Consider the following 17185-nt stretch of genomic DNA (forward strand, 5'->3'; position numbering starts at 1 on the left):
GATGCAGCAAGCCTTCGTGGGCGCCACGACCGACCCGGTCGGGCGGCCCGAGGCGTACGAACGGGAGCTGGCGGAGCAGGTCCGGCAGCGGGTGGTCGGCAGGCTGGCCGCCTACGCCAGCGAACGGGAGGCCGCCGGCCTGCCGCCCGAGGACGAGTCGGCCCGGCGCACGACGGTGCGACGGCTGCTGGGCGAGGAAATCGCCGCCCAGTGGCGGGCGACCGTGACGACCGGCGGCCAGGCCCTCGACGCCTCGGCGGAGCAGCGGATCGCCCAGTCCGTCGAGGACGCCCTCTTCGGCACCGGCGGCCTGGAGCGGCTGCTCGCCGACACCAGCCTGGAAAACATCTGCATCAATGGCTGCGACAACGTGTGGGTCAAGGACACCACGGGCCAGTGGCAGCAGCGTCCGCCGGTGGCGGGATCCGACACGGAACTCGTCGAACTCGTCCGCGGGCTCGCGGCCAACGTCGACGGGGAGGAGCGGCGCTTCGACCGGGGCATGCCGCGGCTGAACCTGCGGATGCCGGACGGCTCCCGCCTCTTCGCCGTCATAGCGGTCACCGGGCGGGTCTCGCTCACCATCCGCCGGCACCGCTTCCTTGCCGCCTCGATGGCCGAACTCGTCCGGCTCGGCGTCTGCGACCAGAACATGGCATCCTTCCTGTCCGCCCTGGTGCGGGCCCGGAAGAACATCGTGATCGGCGGCGGTACCAACGTCGGCAAGACCACCGTGCTCCGCGCCTTCGCCAGCGAGATCCCGCCGACAGAGCGCCTGGTCACCATCGAGGACACCTTCGAGCTCGGCCTCGACATCGACCGTGCCGCACACCCCAACGTGGTCGCACTGCAGGCCCGAGAACCGAACCTGGAGGGTCAGGGCGGCATCGACCAGGCGGAGCTGGTGCGCTGGGGGCTGCGCATGTCGCCGGACCGGGTGATCGTCGGCGAGATCCGCGGGGCCGAGGTCATCCCGATGTGCAACGCCATGTCGCAGGGCAACGACGGCTCACTTTCCACGATCCACGCCTCCACCTCGCGCGGAGTGTTCACCAAGCTCGCCACCTACGCTGCGCAGGCGCCGGAGCGGCTGTCGATGGAGGCGACCAACCTGCTCGTGGCCTCGGCCGTGCACTTCGTCGTCCACCTCGGCTGGGACGCCCAGCGCCGCCGCGTCGTCGACTCGGTCCGCGAGGTCATCGACGCGGACGGCAGCCAGATCGTCTCCAACGAGATCTTCAGGCCCGGTCCGGGCGGCCGGCCTGAGCCGGGCGCGCCGCTACGGGCGGAGACGCTGCAGGGCCTCATGGCCGTCGGGATGGACCCGCAGGTTCTCGGCGCGCCGCTGTGGGGTGTCTGATGGGCGTCGAGTTCGACGGTGGCGTGCTCACGGCCGTCACCACGCTGCTGGGAGCGGCGTTCGGGGCGGGGCTCATCGCGGTGGTCCACGGACTGCGGAAGCGGCCGGACGACCCGCAGAGCGGGGCGGGCAGCACGGGCCTGCTGCAGCGGTTGCGGCAGCGCGTTCCGCAGGACTGGACGCGGCGACGGGTCACCGTGGCGGCCACGTGCGGGGTGGTCGCGGGCGCGTTGACCGGGTGGCCGGTGGGCGCGCTGCTCACGACGGCGGCGCTGCTCACCCTCCCCGGTCTGCTCGGGCCGGACCGGCAGGCCGCCCGCCGCACGGAGCAGATGGAGGCGCTGGCGACGTGGACAGAGATGCTCCGCGACACGCTCTCCTCCGCCGCCGGGCTGGAGCAGGCGGTGCTCGCCACCGCCGACATCGCCCCGGCCCCACTCGAGACGGAACTGCGGGCCCTCGCCACCGAGGTACGCGCCGGACGGCCGCTGCCGTCGGCGCTGCGCGCCTTCGCCGAGGCCGTGGACGACCCGCTGGCCGACGTCGTCGTTGCCGCGCTGCTGACGGCGGCGGAGCAGCAGGCTCGCCAACTCGGGGCGCTGCTGGGTGAGCTGGCGGAGTCGGTGCGCGAGCAGGTGGCCATGCGGCAGCGCATCGACGCCGGCCGGGCCAGCGTCCGTACCGGGGTCCGGGTGACGGTCATGGTCACCCTGGGGATAACGGTCGGCCTGGTCGTCTTCAACCGCTCCTACCTGCAGCCGTTCGACACCGCAGCCGGGCAGGGCGTGCTCGCCGTGATCGGGGCGCTTTTCGCAGTGGCTTTTGGCTGGCTGACCTCGATCGGCCGCATCGCCGAGCCCGGCCGCCTCGTCAGCACCGCCACGACCGTTGAAGCGGGAGGTACGCGATGACGGCCGTTCTGCTCCTCGGAGCGTTGTTCGGCACCGGGCTGACCGCCCTGGTTTACGGGTTGCGGCCACCGCGCCCCGCCCTCGCCGACGTCCTGGCTGCCCTCGACGCACCGGCTCCCGTCGCATCCGCGGCCGGGCAGCGGGAGAGCGGGGCGGACGAGGAGTGGGCGACTCGCCTCGGCCGTCGCTTCGTCCCCCTCATGCGGCTGCTGGGCCTGCCCACGCCGGGGCTTCAGGCGGACCTGGCCGTCTGCGGACAGGACGTCGAGCGGCACCTCGCCGGCAAGGCGACGTGCGCCCTGGCCGGACTGGTCGTGCCGTGGCTCGTCACCACGCTGGTCCGCGTGGGCCTCGGCACGGATCCGGGGTGGTGGGTGCCGCTGAGCGGCTCGCTCGCGCTGGCCGTCCTGCTGTTCTTCGTCCCCGACCTCACGGTCCGCAAGCAGGCCGAGGAGCGGCGCCGGGAGATGCGGCACGTCCTCAGCCTGGTCCTGGACCTCACCGTCATCGCCCTCGCCGGCGGAGCCGGAGTTCACCAGGCCCTCACCCAGGCCGTTCGCGCGCCCACGGGCTGGGCGGCGGGGAAACTTGCCCACGCCCTGCACGTCGCCGAACTGACCCGCACCAGCCCGTGGTCCCACCTCGGCACGCTCGGACGCCAGCTGGCCGTCAACGACCTCACCGAACTCGCCGCCACCCTCGACCTCGCCGGAACCGAAGGCGCGAAGATCCGCGGATCGCTCGCTGCCAAGGCCCGCGCCATGCGCCGCCGCCGCATCTCCGAGGCCGACGGAGCCGCCCAGGCCGCCACCGAGCAGATGTCCCTGCCCATGGTCATTTTGTTCGCGGCCTTCCTCCTCCTCATCGGCTACCCGGCTATCGCCCATGTCCTGAACGCCACCTGACCTCGTCCGACGTACAGCCTCCACACGGGAGAAGACCGACCATGCGCCACACCCTGGCCAAGCTGCGCACGACCGCCCGCGACCGCCTCGCCCACCTGCGGGACAACCCGCGCGGCGACGGCGGCTACACCACCGAGACCGTCATCGTCACCGCGCTGCTCGCGATCCTCGCCATCGCGGTGGTCGGCATCATCGTCGCCAAGGTCACCGCCAAGGCCAACGGCATCGACCTCGGCTGACCTCACCCGCATGCCGAATCTTGCTCAGCGCCTCCAGGCCGACGATCGGGGGGCCGCCACGACCCAGCTGGTCCTGGTGGTCCCCGCGGTGCTCCTCATGATGCTGCTGACCATCCAGTTCGCCCTTGCCTGGCACGGCCGGCACATCGCCCAGTACGCCGCCGAACGCGGACTCGCGGCCGCCCGGACGAAGGACGCCACGGCCGCCGCCGGGCAGAGTCAGGCCCGCCGTAGCCTCGCCCAGCTCGGCAGCCGCGTTCTCACCGCACCCGCCGTCACCGCCCACCGCTCCCGAGAACAGGCCACCGTGACCGTCCGCGGAAACGTCATGTCCGTCGTCCCCGGCCTGCGCCTCAAGGTCAGCGGCACGGCGTCCGGAGCGGTCGAGCGCCTCACCACCCCCGACGGAGGCACACCATGACCCGCCCGCGACACCGGGCCGGAGCGACCGGAGCGACCGGGGCTCGGACTTGCGCCGACGACCGGGGATCGGCGGCACTCGAACACGTTCTGCTCACCCCCTTGTTGATCGGCGTCCTGCTGGTCGTCGTCGCCCTCGGACGACTGGCGGATGCCCGCCTCATCGTCACCGACGCCGCGCACCAGGCTGCCCGGGCCGCCTCCCTCGCCCGCACCGCCGGCACCGCCCGGGCGGACGCCCGCCGCACGGCACGCGCCGCGCTGGACGGCGCTTCCCGCTCCTGCACCAGGCCCCAGGTGACGGTGAGCGGCGACCTCACCCCAGGCACGGCCGCCATGGCCACTGTGTCCTGCACGGCGGACCTGGGGGACCTCACAGGCCTCGGCTTGCCGGGCAGCGTCACCGTGACCGGCAGCGCGCATTCGCCCGTCGACCAGTACCGGAGCGCCCCGTGAAACGACCAACTGCGCTGCGAGGCCGTGCGCGGCGGCTGGAAGGTGACCGAGGCCAGGTCACCGCCTTCGCCGTCGGCACGGTCCTCGCCCTCTGGCTCTTCGCCGGACTCGTCGTCGACGGCGGCCTCGCCCTCGCCGGCAAGACCCACGCCCTCGACGTCGCGCAGGAAGCCGCCCGAAGCGGAGCCCAGGAACTCGACCTCGCCCGCCTCCGAGGCGCCCACGACATCCGCCTCCGCCCCTCCCGAGCCGCAGCCGCCGCCCGCACCTACGTGACGTCCGCCGGTGACACTGGCAGCGCGACCGTACGAGGCAACACGGTCACCGTGCGGGTCACCCACCAGCGGAAGGCGCAGATCCTCCGGCTCGTCGGCGTCCACACCTTCACCCTCACCGCGACCGCCACCGCGCAGGCCGAACGCGTCACGCCCTGACAACGCGGCGGCTCCCGAGGAGCGGCCGAGGAAGAACCACCATGCCCCCCTCATCGCCCACTTCGCGTCACCTCGGCAGCCGCCTGAAGGCCGCCGCCACAGCGGCCGCCACCGGCACGGTGACGCTCGCCGTCCTCGTCGGTATGCCCACCCTCCTGTGGCGGCTGCTCGGCGTGCCCTGGCCGGAACCCGCCACCTCCTGGCAGGACTTCATCGACCGCCTCGCCCAACCGGTCACCGACCCGATGGTCATCGAACTCCTCGGCCTCTTCGCCTGGGCGTGCTGGGCGGCGTTCCTCATCTCCCTCGCCCGCGAAGCCGCCTGGTACACCACACACGTCCCTCAACTGCTTCGCGACCGACGCCTGCACCATCAGCACCTGGCCGGCCTCCCTCGGCACCGCGCCCTCGTGGCGCTGTGCGTCGGCACCCTCGTGATCGCCCTGCTCACCGTGCTGCGACCGCCACAGGCCTCCGCGACGGCAGCCGTTCCCGCCGCCGACCTGCACAGCCTGCGGCTGGTGGCAGCTACGGCTCCGCTGCAGGTGGCCGCTGCCGAAGAGACGCCGACGCCCTCTACCGGCGGCACAGACCAGCCTGCGGCGGAGGCGCTCCGGGCGGACACGGACGCGGGCCAGTGGTTCGAGTACACGGTCGTGCAGGACGACACCCTCTGGGACATCGCCCACGCCCACCTCGGCGACCCGCTCAAGTGGCCCCGGATCTACGCCCTTAACAAGAACCGCCTCCAAGCCGACGGACGCCGGCTCACGGACCCCGACCTCCTCCACCCGGGCTGGCGGCTAACACTCCCCGTAGCAGCAGCGGTTCGGACGCCGACCCCGCCCGCACCTGCCGAGCGCCCGGCGGAAGCCCTTCCGCGCCAGTCACAGCAGACCCCCGAGGAACCCAACGACCCTCATCCGCCGAGGCCCAAGGAGGCGGCACCGGAACACCGGACGGCCCACGGCCCCGCCGAGAACCCCAAGCCGGACGTGGTGGCCAACGCGAAGGACACCGCGCCGGTCAGCATCGGCCTCGGCCCGGCGGGACTGATCGGCATCACCGCGGCCGCCGGTCTGCTGGCCGCACGCCGCTACTGGTACGCCCACCACAACCGCCGCCGCGATGCGGACGAGACCCACGAGACCCCGCCGCTGAGCCCGCTCGTTGACAAGGCGGCACGAGCAGCCCACGACGCCACCCGCCCCTCCGCACCGCAAGAGCTCGCCGCCGAAGCCCTGATCACCCGCGAGCCCACCCCGCAGCGGCCACGTCCCGAGGGCGTCGTCACCATCGGCCGTGGTGACGGAGGCGAAGTCGCCCTCGACGCCCTGGCCGTCCCAGGAGGCTGCACCTGGACAGGGCCAGGCGCCGGGGCCGCCGCCCGAGGCCTCCTCCTCGGCATCCTCACAGCCGCAGAACGTCAGCGTCCGAAGAGACCGACGACCACCGCCGTCGTTCCCGCCGACCTCGCCGCCGAGCTCGTCCCCGGACTCCCGAGCCGCTTCTCGGCGCTCACTCAGACGCCCACCCTCGCCGACGCGATCCAGGCAGCGGAGCAGCACCTCATCAGCAGGGCCCGCACCGATGACGAAGCCGACCTCGGCACCCCGGATGCGTCACCTGCCTCGGGCCCGCTCGTCCTCGTCGTCACCCCGGACCCGGCCCACACCGGCCAACTCCAGGCCCTGGCAGCCCGCGTCCACCCCCGCCGCCTGGTCCTCGTCGCCGTCGGCAACCCCCTGCCCGGAACCGCCTGCTGGACCGTCGCTGCCGACGGGACCACCGCGCGCACCGACCCGCAGGGCCGTCAGATTGCGGACCCCCTGAGCCTGTATCCGCTCACCCCGGCCGGAGGCCGCGAGGTCCTCGACGTCCTGCTCACCGCCCACGGCTACCACCCGCGCCTCCCTGCCCCCTCCGGACGGCCGGCGCCCGTTCCTCTTCCGGTGCAGGAACCCGCTCCAGACATCGACGAGGAACCCGACGAAGACGCCAGGGCCGAGGTCCCGGAACCACGATCCGTACGCGAAGCCACCCCTGCAGCAGCCCTCGTCAGGGCGCAGCCCCGCTCCGCCCAGAAGAAGCCGGTACGCGTCCACGTCCTCGGCCCGGTCACCCTCTACGCCCGCGGCAGCGATACCCCCTTCGGCGCGAAGCTGCGCAGCGAGGTCCACGAATTCCTCGCCCTCCTCGCAGCGCATCCGAAGGGCCTCGTGACCCAAGACATCTCCGACAAACTCAGCCTCGCGCGCGGCAGCGAACAGAACTCACTGAAAAACCTCCGCCGCGCCGTACGTCGCGCACTGCGCGGGGCTACGGGCATCGCGGAGCAGGAATTCATCCTCCTCCAAGGAGATCTCCACCGGCTCCACCCGGACCTCATCGAAACAGACCTCGCCGATTTCACAGAAGGCCTGAAGAAATCCTTCTCCTCCGGCGAACTCCTCCTCGATGACGCGGTCCAGGCGCTCCGCCACTACAGCGCTCCGTTCGCCCACGGCAGCGACTACCTCTGGGTCACCCCGGTCCGCGAGGACCTCGCCGCCCGAGCCATCGACGCGGCCATCCGCCTGGCCCGGCATGTCGAGCGCGCTGGCGCGCCAACGGCCGACCGGGACACGCTGCTGCCGCTCCTGGATCACCTCTGCGCCCTCCACCCGGAGCGCGAACGCCTCGCCCAGCACACCATCCGCCTCTACCAAGGCGCCGGCCGCCAAGACGCCGCCCAACACACCTTCGCCCGCCTCCACCGCGCCCTCGCCGACCTCGACATGGAACCGGACCAGGCCACGAAGGCCCTGGTCGCGCCGCGATCCTCGGTGGGTGCCAGGCGCTGAGGAGGTCGAGGAGGAGCACTCCTCGGACGTCGGTCGAGCCACTCGAACCTGGCTCGACCGACGATGGCGTTTCGGTGCTCGTTTCGGTGCTCGTTTCCGTAGACGTTTCGGGAGGCGTCCTTGGATACGACGCCCCTCGCGCACGCGTTATCCCAGGTCAGCTGGCATACGAGCCACCCGCGAGCGGGGCCGACTGTATGTCGGTTCAGCGAAGCACCCCGATCTACCAACAGCCGGCCCGCCCGCCAGCTGCCCCTCACGTCCTGGTGCCCACCGACGTATCCCGTCGTCCATCCGCCAGTTCTCCCTCTCCCTTCCTCCTTTCCTTCTTCTCTTGCCGGCCTCCCGCACGCCAGCCGAGCCGGGGCCGCTGGCTTGCCAGCAGGCACCGGCGGCGGCCTGGCGGCGGCCTGGCGGCGGCCTGGCGGCGGCCTGGCGGCGGCCTGGCGGCGGCCTGGCGGCGGCCTGGCGGCGGCCTGGCGGCGGCCCGGCGTGCGCCTGTCGTTGTCGGCGGGGAGTACGACGCTTTCTGTCGTGCCGGATTGAATTCCCCTCCATTTCCGTCGTGAATTCACGAGCATTCCAGCAATATCAAGCCTATTTTTCGGCCCTGGAACTCGATTCATCGAGATACATTTGGATTGTTCCCGGGCGGACCGGGAAGCGAATCCGAAGGAAATCCGAATTCCGTGTACGGGAGAAGTGCGCCCAAAAACGGGCGACTATCCAGCCCGGTGAATCCGGATTCTCGCCAAAAGAAAGGCACGCGCCATGGCTACACCCCCCACCTCGTACGCCGCCGCCGCGCCCCTCGGCCGGAAGGCACGCCCCGGGGAGCTGCGGGCGGCGATCGCCCACGTCCTCGCGGCGAACCCTCAGCGGTCCTTCACCGTCACCGACCTCGCGAAGCTGCTGGGCAACTCCGGGGGTGCGATCGGCAATGCGTGCGAGACCCTGCTGCGCCGGGGCGAGGCGGTGCGGCGGGGCACCAACCCCCGCACGTACCAGGCGAACGCCGCCACATCGAACGCCGCCCAGCGGGTCGCCACCGTTCCCGCCCCGGCCGCCGCGCCGTCCCCGGTGAGGGTGGCACGCCGCTCCGCCCCGGCCGCCCCGGCCCGGACCGCGCAGAACCTGCAGACCGGGCCGCAGCCGATCCTCCGCCCGAACGGCCAGCAGTACCACCCGCGCGCCCTCGCCGATCTGCCGGACATCGAGGCGCTCCGGCGGCTGCGGGACGCTCAGGTCCCGGTCCTCCTGTACGGGCCGCCCGGCACGGGCAAGACCTCGCTCATCGAGGCCGCCTTCCCCGACCTGATCACCGTCGCGGGCGACGGAGATACGACCGTCGGCGACCTCATCGGCGAGTACACCCAGAATGAGAAGGGCGGCTACGAGTTCGTCTACGGACCGCTCGTCACCGCCATGGAGGAGGGCCGCGCCCTCCTCCTCGACGACGCCACCCTCATCTCACCGAAGGTGCTGGCCGCCCTCTACCCGGCCATGGACGGCCGCCGTCAGATCCAGGTCAAGGCGCACAAGGGCGAGACCATCACCGCCGCCGACGGGTTCTATGTGATCGCCGGACACAACCCCGGTGTCCACGGGGCCGTGTTGACCGAGGCGCTGGCCAGCCGCTTCAGCGTGCAGGTCCAGGTGGGTTCCGACTACGACCTCGCCGCCTCACTGAAGATCAACCCGACCGCAGTCCGTATCGCCCGCAACCTCGCCACCCTTCAGAAGGCAGGCGAGATCGGCTGGGCTCCGCAGCTTCGCGAACTCATCGCCTTCCAAAAGATCGCGGACGTACTCGGCGCGGACGCCGCCTTCTCCAACCTCGTCGGCATCGCACCGCTGGAGGACCGCGACACGGTCGCGGAAGTCGTCGGAAAGGCCACCGGCCGCCCGGTCACCGCCCTCTCCCTCGGCCGCCAACTCTGACCCGCCGCCCGGCCCCGGCGGACGCCGGGGCCGGGCCGGACACGGCGCACAGGGCCACCAACCCCCAAGCCCCAAGCCACACGGAAGGACAGACCATGCCTGCCCATTTCATGCCGGAACCCCCGAACGCGTACGCCCCCGGTGCCCTCGCCCAGTGGGAGGACGACGGCGGCCCCGCCTACGAACCCCCGATCGGCCCCCGCGACCTGCACTGGATGCGGATTGGCGCGGAGATGGCCGCCCGCCTCCCCGAGCTCGCCGGACGCGACGACCTGATCGTCACGTGCAAGCCGGGCACCGTCACCGGCGCACCGGCCGCCTTCTTCCCCGCCCTCGCACAGGTCGAGGTGGACGGCCGGTTGTTCGGCCCCGTTCACCCCGCGACCGTCAGCCTGGCCAAGCCGGGTGACGAGGAGGACCACCCGGTCGTCTGGGGAGCGCTCACCCACGAGGCTGCGCACGCCGCCCACAGCAAGTGGAACACCCCGGAAGCCCTGCGAGGAACGGCCCAGGGCACTGCTGCCGAAATCCTGGAGGAGTCCCGCATCGAGAAGGCCCACCTCGGCCGCCGCCCCCAGGACCTGCCCTGGCTCCGGGCCGTGGTCACCGGGCTCATCATGGAGGACATTACCGCCGGGGCAGCCGACGACAAGTGGCAGGCAGCCACCGCTGCCGGACTGATCCTCGCCCGCCGTGACGCCGGAATCCTCACCCCTGAGGAAACCGAACCCCTCGAAACCGCCGTCACGACGATCCTCGGCCCCGACCTCCTCGCCAACCTGGCCACCATCTGGCAGGCCGCCCATGCCACCGGCGACGTGGACGAGCAGAGCATGCTCGCCCACGCCAAGGCCTGGTGCGACCTCCTCGCCACGGAGCCCGAGTTCCCGCCCCCGTTCCCGCAGCAGGGCCAGTCCGAGGAGCCCAGCGAACTCACCGCCGCCATCGCGGAAGTGACCAGCACGGTCGACGTCAACAACGCGGCCGACAGGGCCACCCGCGCCCGCAAGCGCGAGAAGGCCCAGCAAGCGGCCCGCGCCCAGCAGGCCGCCGAAACCGCCGAGAAGGTGTTCCGCCCCGAGACCGCGAAGGGCAAGACCCAGGGCTCCGGCCTCAGCCCTGTCATCGGCACCCGTCAGCCCACGTCTGACGAGAAGTCCGCCGCCGGACGACTCGCCCGCGCCCTGCGCGCAGCCGCCTGCCGCGAGCGCACCGTCACGGTCACCGCCTCCGCCGCGCCGCCCGGACGCCTCAGCATGCGCGGGGCCCTCGCCCGCGACGCCCAGCGCGCCGCCGGTGCCGTGCCCACCGCCCAGCCCTGGATCCGCACCGAGCGCCGACAGGGACCGATCCCGCCTCTGCGGGTCGGGATCGCCGTGGACGTCTCCGCCTCGATGGACGACGCCACTGGACCGATCGCCTCGGCCGCCTGGATCGTCGCCAAGGCCGCAGCCCTCACCGACCCCGACTCCCGCACCGCCACGGTCGCCTTCGCCCGGACCCTCACCGCGATCACTGCTCCCGGCCGGACCCCGGACCGCGTGACCCGCTTCGACGCCAACGACGTCGGCCACAACCTCGCCGAGGCGATCGACGCCCTCACCGCCGGACTCGGCCTGACGACCCCCGGCGCGGGCCGCCTCCTCGTGATCGCCTCCGACGGCAGGTACGGACTTTCCGACGCCAAGGCCGCAGCCGAGCGGATCACCGCCCTGCGCGCCGCCGGATGCGCGGTCCTGTGGCTCGCTTTCGCAGAAGGCTCCCGCCCGCTGCCCGGCAGCACCTTCCTCGAACTCACCGACCCGGCCCAGGCAGCCGCCGCCATCGGCAAGGCCGCCACCGCCGCCCTCGCAGCCACCTGACCGACCCGGGGCCGCCCCGCGCCGACGGGGCGGCCCCGGCCGACTACCCCAACCACCTGAAAGGACAGGACCGATGAACTCCCAGACCCCCCAGACGCCCCTCTCCGACCGCGCTCACGCCGCAGCCGCCTACCTTCGCCTGGCACCCGAGCAAAGCCCGTACGGCACCTACCGGGGCGCGGACCACGCCCGCACGCGACTCCGTCTCGCCGCCGCTCTCGGCATCGGCCTCGACCGGATCGAAACCCAGCCGGACGGCATCCGCCGCCGCATCTTCCCCGGCGAACCGATCACCGCCACCGTGAAGTGCTCGGCCAGCGGCGAGACCTACACCTTCTTCGCCCGCAACCCGCTCTACGACGACGAGCCGTTCGAGCTCCTCGGCCCCTGCCCGGAATGCGGCGGCGAAGTCCCCCTCGCGGACATCCGCCACCTCGCCGACCTCGGCATCTACCTCGCCCGGGCCCCGCTCACCACCCGCGACACCGACCGCCCCGACAGCCTCCCCGAAACCTTCCAGGAGGACGCCGGCCACACCACCGACTGCCGCCACGGCGGCATCCGCTGACTCCCTCAACCCCTACAAGGGCGGGGGCCGCCCACCTGGTCCCCGCCTCCTCCGACCGACCAACCGAAAGGCAGGACCTCCCATGACCAGCACGAACCGGCGTCCCGACTGGCAGATGACGTACGGCCTCCTCCTTATCGCCACCTGGAACCTGAGCACCGACCCCGCCACCCACGGGCAGACCCTCGCCGAACTCCTCACCAGCGTGGCTGACTGCCAGGACATCGGAAGCCCCATCGAACCGGACGCCCGCCACGCCAACGCTCGCGAAGCCGCCCGCCATGTCCTGGCCTGTGCCGACCTCCCCGACCCGGACCAGGACGACCCACTCCAGGCCATCGCCCCCCCTCGACCAACTCCCGCGCGACGACCGCCTCCGCATCCTCCGGGCAGCCACGGAACACTCCTGGCTGCCGTACCCGACCCCAAGGCCCCGCAGGCGGACCGTCTCCGGCTGCCCGTGCCCGTGCAACTCCGGCGGATTCTGCGGCGGCTGCGGACACGCGGGGTGCGGAGGCAGGTGAAACGGAGTGGGTGTCCAGCGGGGCGACGGCTACGCCCCGCTGGACACCCACCGGACCACGGCCGCTGCACCGAGCAACGCCGCCGGCAGCGCCCACGGCCACCGCATCACCTTCCGCACCGCGGGCACCAGCCACAGCGCCCCCACCGCACTCGCCGAGACGAGGGTGAGGGCGCAGCCCAGCTCGATTCCGCCGTACGCGGCCTCGTCCCATTCGCTGTCCGGGTGGGTGACGACGGCCAGCCAGAGGAAGAATGCCGCCGCCAGGGTCAGCAGCACCACCGGGACGGCGAAAACGACGCGGAGCAGAGGCCGGTCGTCGTCGGGATGCCAGGGGCGGTCGTCCAACGAGTGGTGGGCATGCCCGGCGGCGTGCTGTGCGCCACCGGTATTCGAGGGGTTCGAGGAGTCCATCAGCGGATCGCGTTCCTTGCGTCGTCTAGGTGCTTGGCGAAGTCGCGGCCATACCCCTGTGCCTTGTCGTTCTCCCAGTAGGGCCCGCCGTTGTACCGGGCGGCGAGCTCCTGCTGCTGCTCCAGCGTCATCTCCTCCGGGGGGACGTCGGCGAAGTCGCTCTCCGCCTTCAGCTGGGCCAGGTACTCAGAGGCGATGAAGATGTTCTGGCCCGGGTCCTGGAGAGCGTCCTCGATGATGGACCGTTGCTGGTCGGTGAGGTTCTCCGGGTCGTACCCGAGCACCTCGGCACCACGCCGTACCTGGATGGCGATCGGTCCGAACGACGTCTCGTCGGGGTCACCGCCGAGGCGCGACGGCAGGTTCGCAGGGGTGATAGGGCTCAGCGGGGAGTCGGCCTGCTCCCGGATGGTGTCCGTGATGTCGTCGAGAGGACCAGGCTGGCCGGCGATCTCCTTCCAGGCGATGCCGGCGACCATCGACGGCGGCAGTCCTGAGTTGTGCGCCGCGGCCTTGATGATCTCCTTGTTGGCGCGGATCCACTCGGTCTTGTCCTGGTCGCTGGATGGCGGTATCCAGTAGCTGTCCGTCGCGTCCGGAAGTGAGGCGAGCTGCATCCGGATGTTCTCGAGCGTCGGCGAGACCAACTTGTCTCCGGCTGCCGGGTAGTAGTCCTGCTTGGGCCCGCTGCCCGGCAAGCGGGTCGCCGGGTTGCTGCTCGCCTCGGCCGCCTCGCGCCGCAGATCGGGCATGGCGGCGGCGATGTCCACCCGCTCGGTGAGGAACACCCGGAAGTCCGGCAGCAGGTCGTGCGCCTGCTTGAGCTCGTGGACGCAGAGATCACGGGCCTCCTTCTCGGCGGTCCGCGCCAGGTCGAAGTCGCCACCGGCCGCGTCGTGGAGCCGGTTGGCCTCGTCACGGATGTCGTCGACGTCCATGGTCAGCTCCGCGAAGAAGTCCATGACGCCGGTGGTGGCGCGCATGTCCTCCCACTGCCGCATCGGCTCGGCCTCCTGAGCCGTGCGGGTGCTCGCGGTGCCCTTGGTGTGGATGAGGTCGGCGAGCGCCTGCTCGTTCACCAGCCCGTTGGAGTAGTACGTCTTCGCCAACGCCAGCGCCTCTGCGTAGCGACGCAACGCGTTCGCGGCATGACCGTAGCCCTCGGTGAGCTCGTCGACCAGACGGCGCCCCTCCGTGAGCCGGGCCGTGTAGTGCGCGCTGCCCTCGCTGCGCCACTCGGTGTGCTTCTCCGCCCGCTCCGCCGCGGGAGCGACGGCCACCAGGAGAGCCTTGAGGCGCTGGTACTCGTCCGCGTTGCGCTCCACCAGCGGCGGATTGCAGTTCTCCAGGAACTCGACATCCTTGCGGTAGCTCAGCCCGTCACTCATCGCGTCCCCGGAGAGACGTAATCGCCGCCGAGGACCGCCTCCAGGAACCGGCGGGCTGCCTCGTCCTCGATCGTCGCGAAATCCCCACCGACCGTCCTCAGGCGGGTCGACAGCGCCGCGAACAAGGCCATGGTGTCCAGGAACTGATCCTCCGCGAATCTGGCGAAACGTTCCACCTGACTCGCCACGTCCTCAGGCACCCTCGGTAACCGCGCCAACGTCGCCGACTCGGCGTCCGGACGGCCCTCGTACAGCAGCCCGGCGATCTCCACCAACACGTTGGCATTCCCGTTGATCGAGTCCGCCTTCGCCACAAGATCCTCGCCCGACGCGGCCGGCGCACCTCCGCCGGAATCCGCCGGCAGCTGGTTGAGCCGCATCCCGCCCTCGGCCCGCCTCGCCAGCGCATCAGCCTTCAGCTGCGCCCACTCCTCCTCGAAGGACACCCCGCCCCCTCCTCGTTCGCCGACTCTCGGCATGTTCATTCACGTTCCGAGAGCCCGCAACGGTTCTGGTTGTCCTTTGACTCGGTGGGCACGCGGGGGATCGCGGCCCGCGGCGCGCACCTGTGCCCACAGGGGCACAACCCTGTTGAGGGTCTGCCGAGACGCAGGGCGTGTCGAGAGTGTGCAGCACGCCATTGGGGATGAGCGGCGAACAGGCCGTCACCGCGGACCACGAAGCCGGCCGACGGGGGACATTGCCCGTGGCTCGATGGTGTCGGATCACCTTGAGTGCGACCGCCGTCCCGCCTGGTGACCAGCGAGGTAGAGACGACGCCCATGCCGCCGGCGCCCAGCCTCTGCTCCAAGCGATACCCGTCGACCTCCACCAGGTCCTCTTCGCGCAACGGCGACGACACTTCAGGCCCCCAGACGTTCCAGAGTCACGACTCCGCTTCTCCGCGTCCGTTCACGGGCCAAGGCGGTCTGCGGTTCCACCGCCGCCCGGCGAGAGCTGACCAGCGGATGCCAACTCGACTGCCACTCACGATCGTTGCTTGCCGGAAACCCAACCCGAGTCTTGTGGGTTCGTGGACGAAGTCGTATGTTCAGTCGTGCGGGTTCGTCCACGAAGTCGAAATGAGGTACTCCCATGGACCGTGCAACCCTGCGGGCTGCAATCGTCTCCGCGCTCTCCGACGTCGAATCCCTCAAGGGCAAGCTCGATGGGCTCCTTGCGGAGATCGAGGGCACCGACACGTCGATCGATCTCGGTCGGCAGGGGCTCTGGACCAAGGCGCAGGTGGAGCTCCTGTGGGGGAAGGCCAATCACCTTCCGGGAGTTCGCGCGCTCTTCGAGGTCACCGCTGAGCGCCCCGGAGAGAAGGTCACCTTCACCGAACTCCTTAAGCGCTCCGGGCTGCCGGAGCGCCAGCAGCGCAACGAGCACGCAGCCCTCAGCCGCATCTCTTCTCAGCTGTTCAACGAAAAGCGCTGGCCCATCGAGAACATCCAGGCTGGCTCTGACAGCGCAACGGGGAAGGCCGAGATGCTGTACTGGATGGACAGCCGCGTCGCGGCTTGGTGGCACGAGATCACGCGGGAAGCCGTAAACAGCACCAGCTGACCGCTTCTCCGTGATGCAAAACGCCGTGTGGCCCGCCATGCCTGGGCGGGCCACACGGGGAATTCCCACCCTTGGCGTCGAGTCCGACTTGATATCCGGTGGGGTTAGCTACAGTCCGTCGGTGTTCAGCTTGTCGAGGCGGGGTCGCAAGAACCGGCGCGCTTGGTCATCGGTTGCGACGTACTCGTCGTCGAAGCGGCTGTCTGCCCACGAGGTCTTCCCGGTAGCGCGGTAGCGCAACTGTCCTCCCGTGATCCGGTACTGCCGGCGCTCCTGGAAGTTCTTTTGCCGGGTGGTCGTCTCGTCCTCAAAGCCCTCGTTCTGTTCCAGCAGTTGCCGAAGCACCGCTTCTGTCAAGCGCATAATGCCCCCTCGATTCACCTTGGCTTGATCATCATGTCATTCGACGTGGTAACCCGTCATGGTTTCGGGCACACGCATTACCGACGTGATTGATCAGCAGTAACATGCCCGGCTGCTCCGAGCGCCCGGAGTTCCCTTGAGATCCAGGCAAGAGCGGTTGGCCTCTGCATAGGCAGAGGCCAACCGGTGACGCAAGGGAATCAGGCAGGTTGCTCCTGAGCGATCCGGTACGTCATGGGCCGGACGGTGACCTGTTCGGCGAGGCCGTGGCGGGTGAGGGTGACGAGGGCGTTGGCGATGGCGCCGGAGGAGCGGCCGACCGCGCGGCTGATGCGGGTTGAGGTGAACGCCTCCTCCGGGTGAGCGGCGAGGTGTTCGAGGACCAGCTGGCGGAGTGCGCCCGGGGCGAGACGCTGGCCGTCGCCACCGGGGATGACGGTCAGCGCGGGGGCGGTGCGCTGGGCGGGGAGTTCGGGGGCAGGGGTGACGGGCGTGGGGGCCTGGGCTGCGGGCGCGGCCGGTGCCGGGGCTTGGGGTGTCGGGATGGGCTCGGGCGTGGCGGTTTCGGGGGCGGCTGCCGCAGGGGCGGGGGCGGGTGCCTCGGGTGTGGGCTGGGTCGGCTGCTGCTCGGTGGGGGTGATCGGCTCCGGGACATCGGGGGCCGGGACGGCTTCCGGCTGCTCGATGTCGACCGGGGTGTCCGCCGAGGGGTCGGGGGCGGCCGGGGCGGTGGCCTTCCAGAGGTCCGGGGTGCGGACCGTTCCGACGTAGTGGCCGGTGACACGTTCGGCCAGGCCGTGCTGTTCGAGGGCGGCGAGGGCCTTGGCAGCGGTGGAGCGGCCGAGGCCGATCGCGGTGGCGATGTCGGGGGCGGAGGTCGGGTCGGTGAGGGTGAGAAGTTGTTGTCCTTCCGTCCGCGCGCTCGCTCTTGATCGAACAGGGCCCTGGATCGGGTGAGTTGGCGACGGGGTGCGCATGAAGAAAGGGCC

General features: G+C 71.2%; 17 protein-coding genes. 12 read left to right on the plus strand and 5 right to left on the minus strand.

The genetic code is table 11. The annotated features are described in order from the left end of the window. The first annotated feature begins 1 nt into the window (after nt 1). The 11 genes from ABT026_RS30610 (at nt 2) to ABT026_RS30660 (ending at nt 11939) form a co-directional block, all read left to right on the plus strand. The gene (locus tag ABT026_RS30610; RefSeq protein ID WP_351118469.1) at nt 2-1360 is read left to right on the plus strand and encodes a TadA family conjugal transfer-associated ATPase; all 1359 of its coding nucleotides are present in this window, start codon (nt 2-4) and stop codon (nt 1358-1360) included. After that, nucleotides 1360-2271 carry a type II secretion system F family protein gene (locus ABT026_RS30615; protein WP_351118454.1) on the plus strand — a complete coding sequence of 304 codons (912 nt, stop codon included), beginning with the start codon at nt 1360-1362 and terminating at the stop codon, nt 2269-2271. The genes ABT026_RS30610 and ABT026_RS30615 overlap by 1 nt, the downstream gene beginning before the upstream one ends. Then, nucleotides 2268-3176 (plus strand): type II secretion system F family protein, encoded by a 909-nt coding sequence (locus tag ABT026_RS30620; protein WP_351118455.1) that lies wholly within the window; start codon nt 2268-2270, stop codon nt 3174-3176. The genes ABT026_RS30615 and ABT026_RS30620 overlap by 4 nt, the downstream gene beginning before the upstream one ends. Nucleotides 3177-3217: 41 nt before the next feature. Continuing rightward, nucleotides 3218-3415: a hypothetical protein gene (locus tag ABT026_RS30625; RefSeq protein WP_351118456.1), complete on the plus strand. Its 198-nt coding sequence runs from the start codon at nt 3218-3220 to the stop codon at nt 3413-3415. Between the two features lie 10 nt (nt 3416-3425). Next, nucleotides 3426-3836 carry a TadE/TadG family type IV pilus assembly protein gene (locus ABT026_RS30630; protein ID WP_351118457.1) on the plus strand — a complete coding sequence of 137 codons (411 nt, stop codon included), beginning with the start codon at nt 3426-3428 and terminating at the stop codon, nt 3834-3836. Then, nucleotides 3833-4291, plus strand: coding sequence for a TadE/TadG family type IV pilus assembly protein (locus tag ABT026_RS30635; protein ID WP_351118458.1), 459 nt, complete (start codon nt 3833-3835; stop codon nt 4289-4291). The genes ABT026_RS30630 and ABT026_RS30635 overlap by 4 nt, the downstream gene beginning before the upstream one ends. Beyond that, on the plus strand, nt 4288-4725 hold the full coding sequence (locus ABT026_RS30640; protein WP_351118459.1) for a TadE/TadG family type IV pilus assembly protein: 438 nt from the start codon (nt 4288-4290) through the stop codon (nt 4723-4725). Before ABT026_RS30635 ends, ABT026_RS30640 begins: the two co-directional genes overlap by 4 nt. Nucleotides 4726-4766: 41 nt before the next feature. After that, nucleotides 4767-7568, plus strand: coding sequence for a BTAD domain-containing putative transcriptional regulator (locus ABT026_RS30645; protein ID WP_351118460.1), 2802 nt, complete (start codon nt 4767-4769; stop codon nt 7566-7568). An 849-nt stretch (nt 7569-8417) separates the two neighbouring features. Further along, nucleotides 8418-9509: an AAA family ATPase gene (locus ABT026_RS30650; protein WP_351118470.1), complete on the plus strand. Its 1092-nt coding sequence runs from the start codon at nt 8418-8420 to the stop codon at nt 9507-9509. A 95-nt stretch (nt 9510-9604) separates the two neighbouring features. Next, entirely contained in the window at nt 9605-11371 is a 1767-nt protein-coding gene (locus ABT026_RS30655; RefSeq protein WP_351118461.1) for a vWA domain-containing protein, read from the plus strand. A gap of 73 nt (nt 11372-11444) precedes the next feature. Continuing rightward, on the plus strand, nt 11445-11939 hold the full coding sequence (locus tag ABT026_RS30660) for a hypothetical protein (RefSeq protein ID WP_351118462.1): 495 nt from the start codon (nt 11445-11447) through the stop codon (nt 11937-11939). A gap of 553 nt (nt 11940-12492) precedes the next feature. Here the strand turns inward: ABT026_RS30660 and ABT026_RS30665 are convergent. The 3 genes from ABT026_RS30665 to ABT026_RS30675 are packed head-to-tail and all read right to left on the minus strand — an operon-like array spanning nt 12493 to nt 14710. Beyond that, entirely contained in the window at nt 12493-12876 is a 384-nt protein-coding gene (locus ABT026_RS30665) for a hypothetical protein (RefSeq protein ID WP_351118463.1), read from the minus strand. Beyond that, complete coding sequence (locus ABT026_RS30670) at nt 12876-14264, minus strand: hypothetical protein (protein ID WP_351118464.1); 1389 nt, start codon at nt 14262-14264, stop codon at nt 12876-12878. Before ABT026_RS30670 ends, ABT026_RS30665 begins: the two co-directional genes overlap by 1 nt. Further along, nucleotides 14261-14710 (minus strand): hypothetical protein, encoded by a 450-nt coding sequence (locus tag ABT026_RS30675; RefSeq protein ID WP_351118465.1) that lies wholly within the window; start codon nt 14708-14710, stop codon nt 14261-14263. The genes ABT026_RS30670 and ABT026_RS30675 overlap by 4 nt, the downstream gene beginning before the upstream one ends. A 649-nt stretch (nt 14711-15359) precedes the next feature. On the opposite strand from ABT026_RS30675, the gene ABT026_RS30680 reads away from it, so the two are divergent. After that, nucleotides 15360-15833, plus strand: a complete 474-nt coding sequence (locus tag ABT026_RS30680; RefSeq protein WP_351118466.1) for a hypothetical protein — start codon at nt 15360-15362, stop codon at nt 15831-15833. A 108-nt stretch (nt 15834-15941) separates the two neighbouring features. Here ABT026_RS30680 and ABT026_RS30685 read toward each other — a convergent pair whose 3' ends face one another. Further along, entirely contained in the window at nt 15942-16190 is a 249-nt protein-coding gene (locus ABT026_RS30685; RefSeq protein ID WP_351118467.1) for a hypothetical protein, read from the minus strand. 206 nt (nt 16191-16396) lie between these two features. Next, nucleotides 16397-17185, minus strand: a 789-nt coding sequence (locus ABT026_RS30690) for a helix-turn-helix domain-containing protein (protein WP_351118468.1), incomplete at its 5' end; no start/stop codon positions are given.

Source organism: Streptomyces sp. NPDC002734, assembly GCF_040295685.1.
Taxonomy (GTDB): domain Bacteria; phylum Actinomycetota; class Actinomycetes; order Streptomycetales; family Streptomycetaceae; genus Streptomyces.

Coding starts and splice junctions, on each gene's coding strand:
- ABT026_RS30610 (WP_351118469.1), top strand. CDS start 2: ATGCAGCAAGCCTTCGTGGGCGCCACGACCGACCCGGTCGGGCGGCCC.
- ABT026_RS30615 (WP_351118454.1), top strand. CDS start 1,360: ATGGGCGTCGAGTTCGACGGTGGCGTGCTCACGGCCGTCACCACGCTG.
- ABT026_RS30620 (WP_351118455.1), top strand. CDS start 2,268: ATGACGGCCGTTCTGCTCCTCGGAGCGTTGTTCGGCACCGGGCTGACC.
- ABT026_RS30625 (WP_351118456.1), top strand. CDS start 3,218: ATGCGCCACACCCTGGCCAAGCTGCGCACGACCGCCCGCGACCGCCTC.
- ABT026_RS30630 (WP_351118457.1), top strand. CDS start 3,426: ATGCCGAATCTTGCTCAGCGCCTCCAGGCCGACGATCGGGGGGCCGCC.
- ABT026_RS30635 (WP_351118458.1), top strand. CDS start 3,833: ATGACCCGCCCGCGACACCGGGCCGGAGCGACCGGAGCGACCGGGGCT.
- ABT026_RS30645 (WP_351118460.1), top strand. CDS start 4,767: ATGCCCCCCTCATCGCCCACTTCGCGTCACCTCGGCAGCCGCCTGAAG.
- ABT026_RS30655 (WP_351118461.1), top strand. CDS start 9,605: ATGCCTGCCCATTTCATGCCGGAACCCCCGAACGCGTACGCCCCCGGT.
- ABT026_RS30660 (WP_351118462.1), top strand. CDS start 11,445: ATGAACTCCCAGACCCCCCAGACGCCCCTCTCCGACCGCGCTCACGCC.
- ABT026_RS30665 (WP_351118463.1), bottom strand. CDS start 12,876: ATGGACTCCTCGAACCCCTCGAATACCGGTGGCGCACAGCACGCCGCC.
- ABT026_RS30670 (WP_351118464.1), bottom strand. CDS start 14,264: ATGAGTGACGGGCTGAGCTACCGCAAGGATGTCGAGTTCCTGGAGAAC.
- ABT026_RS30680 (WP_351118466.1), top strand. CDS start 15,360: ATGGACCGTGCAACCCTGCGGGCTGCAATCGTCTCCGCGCTCTCCGAC.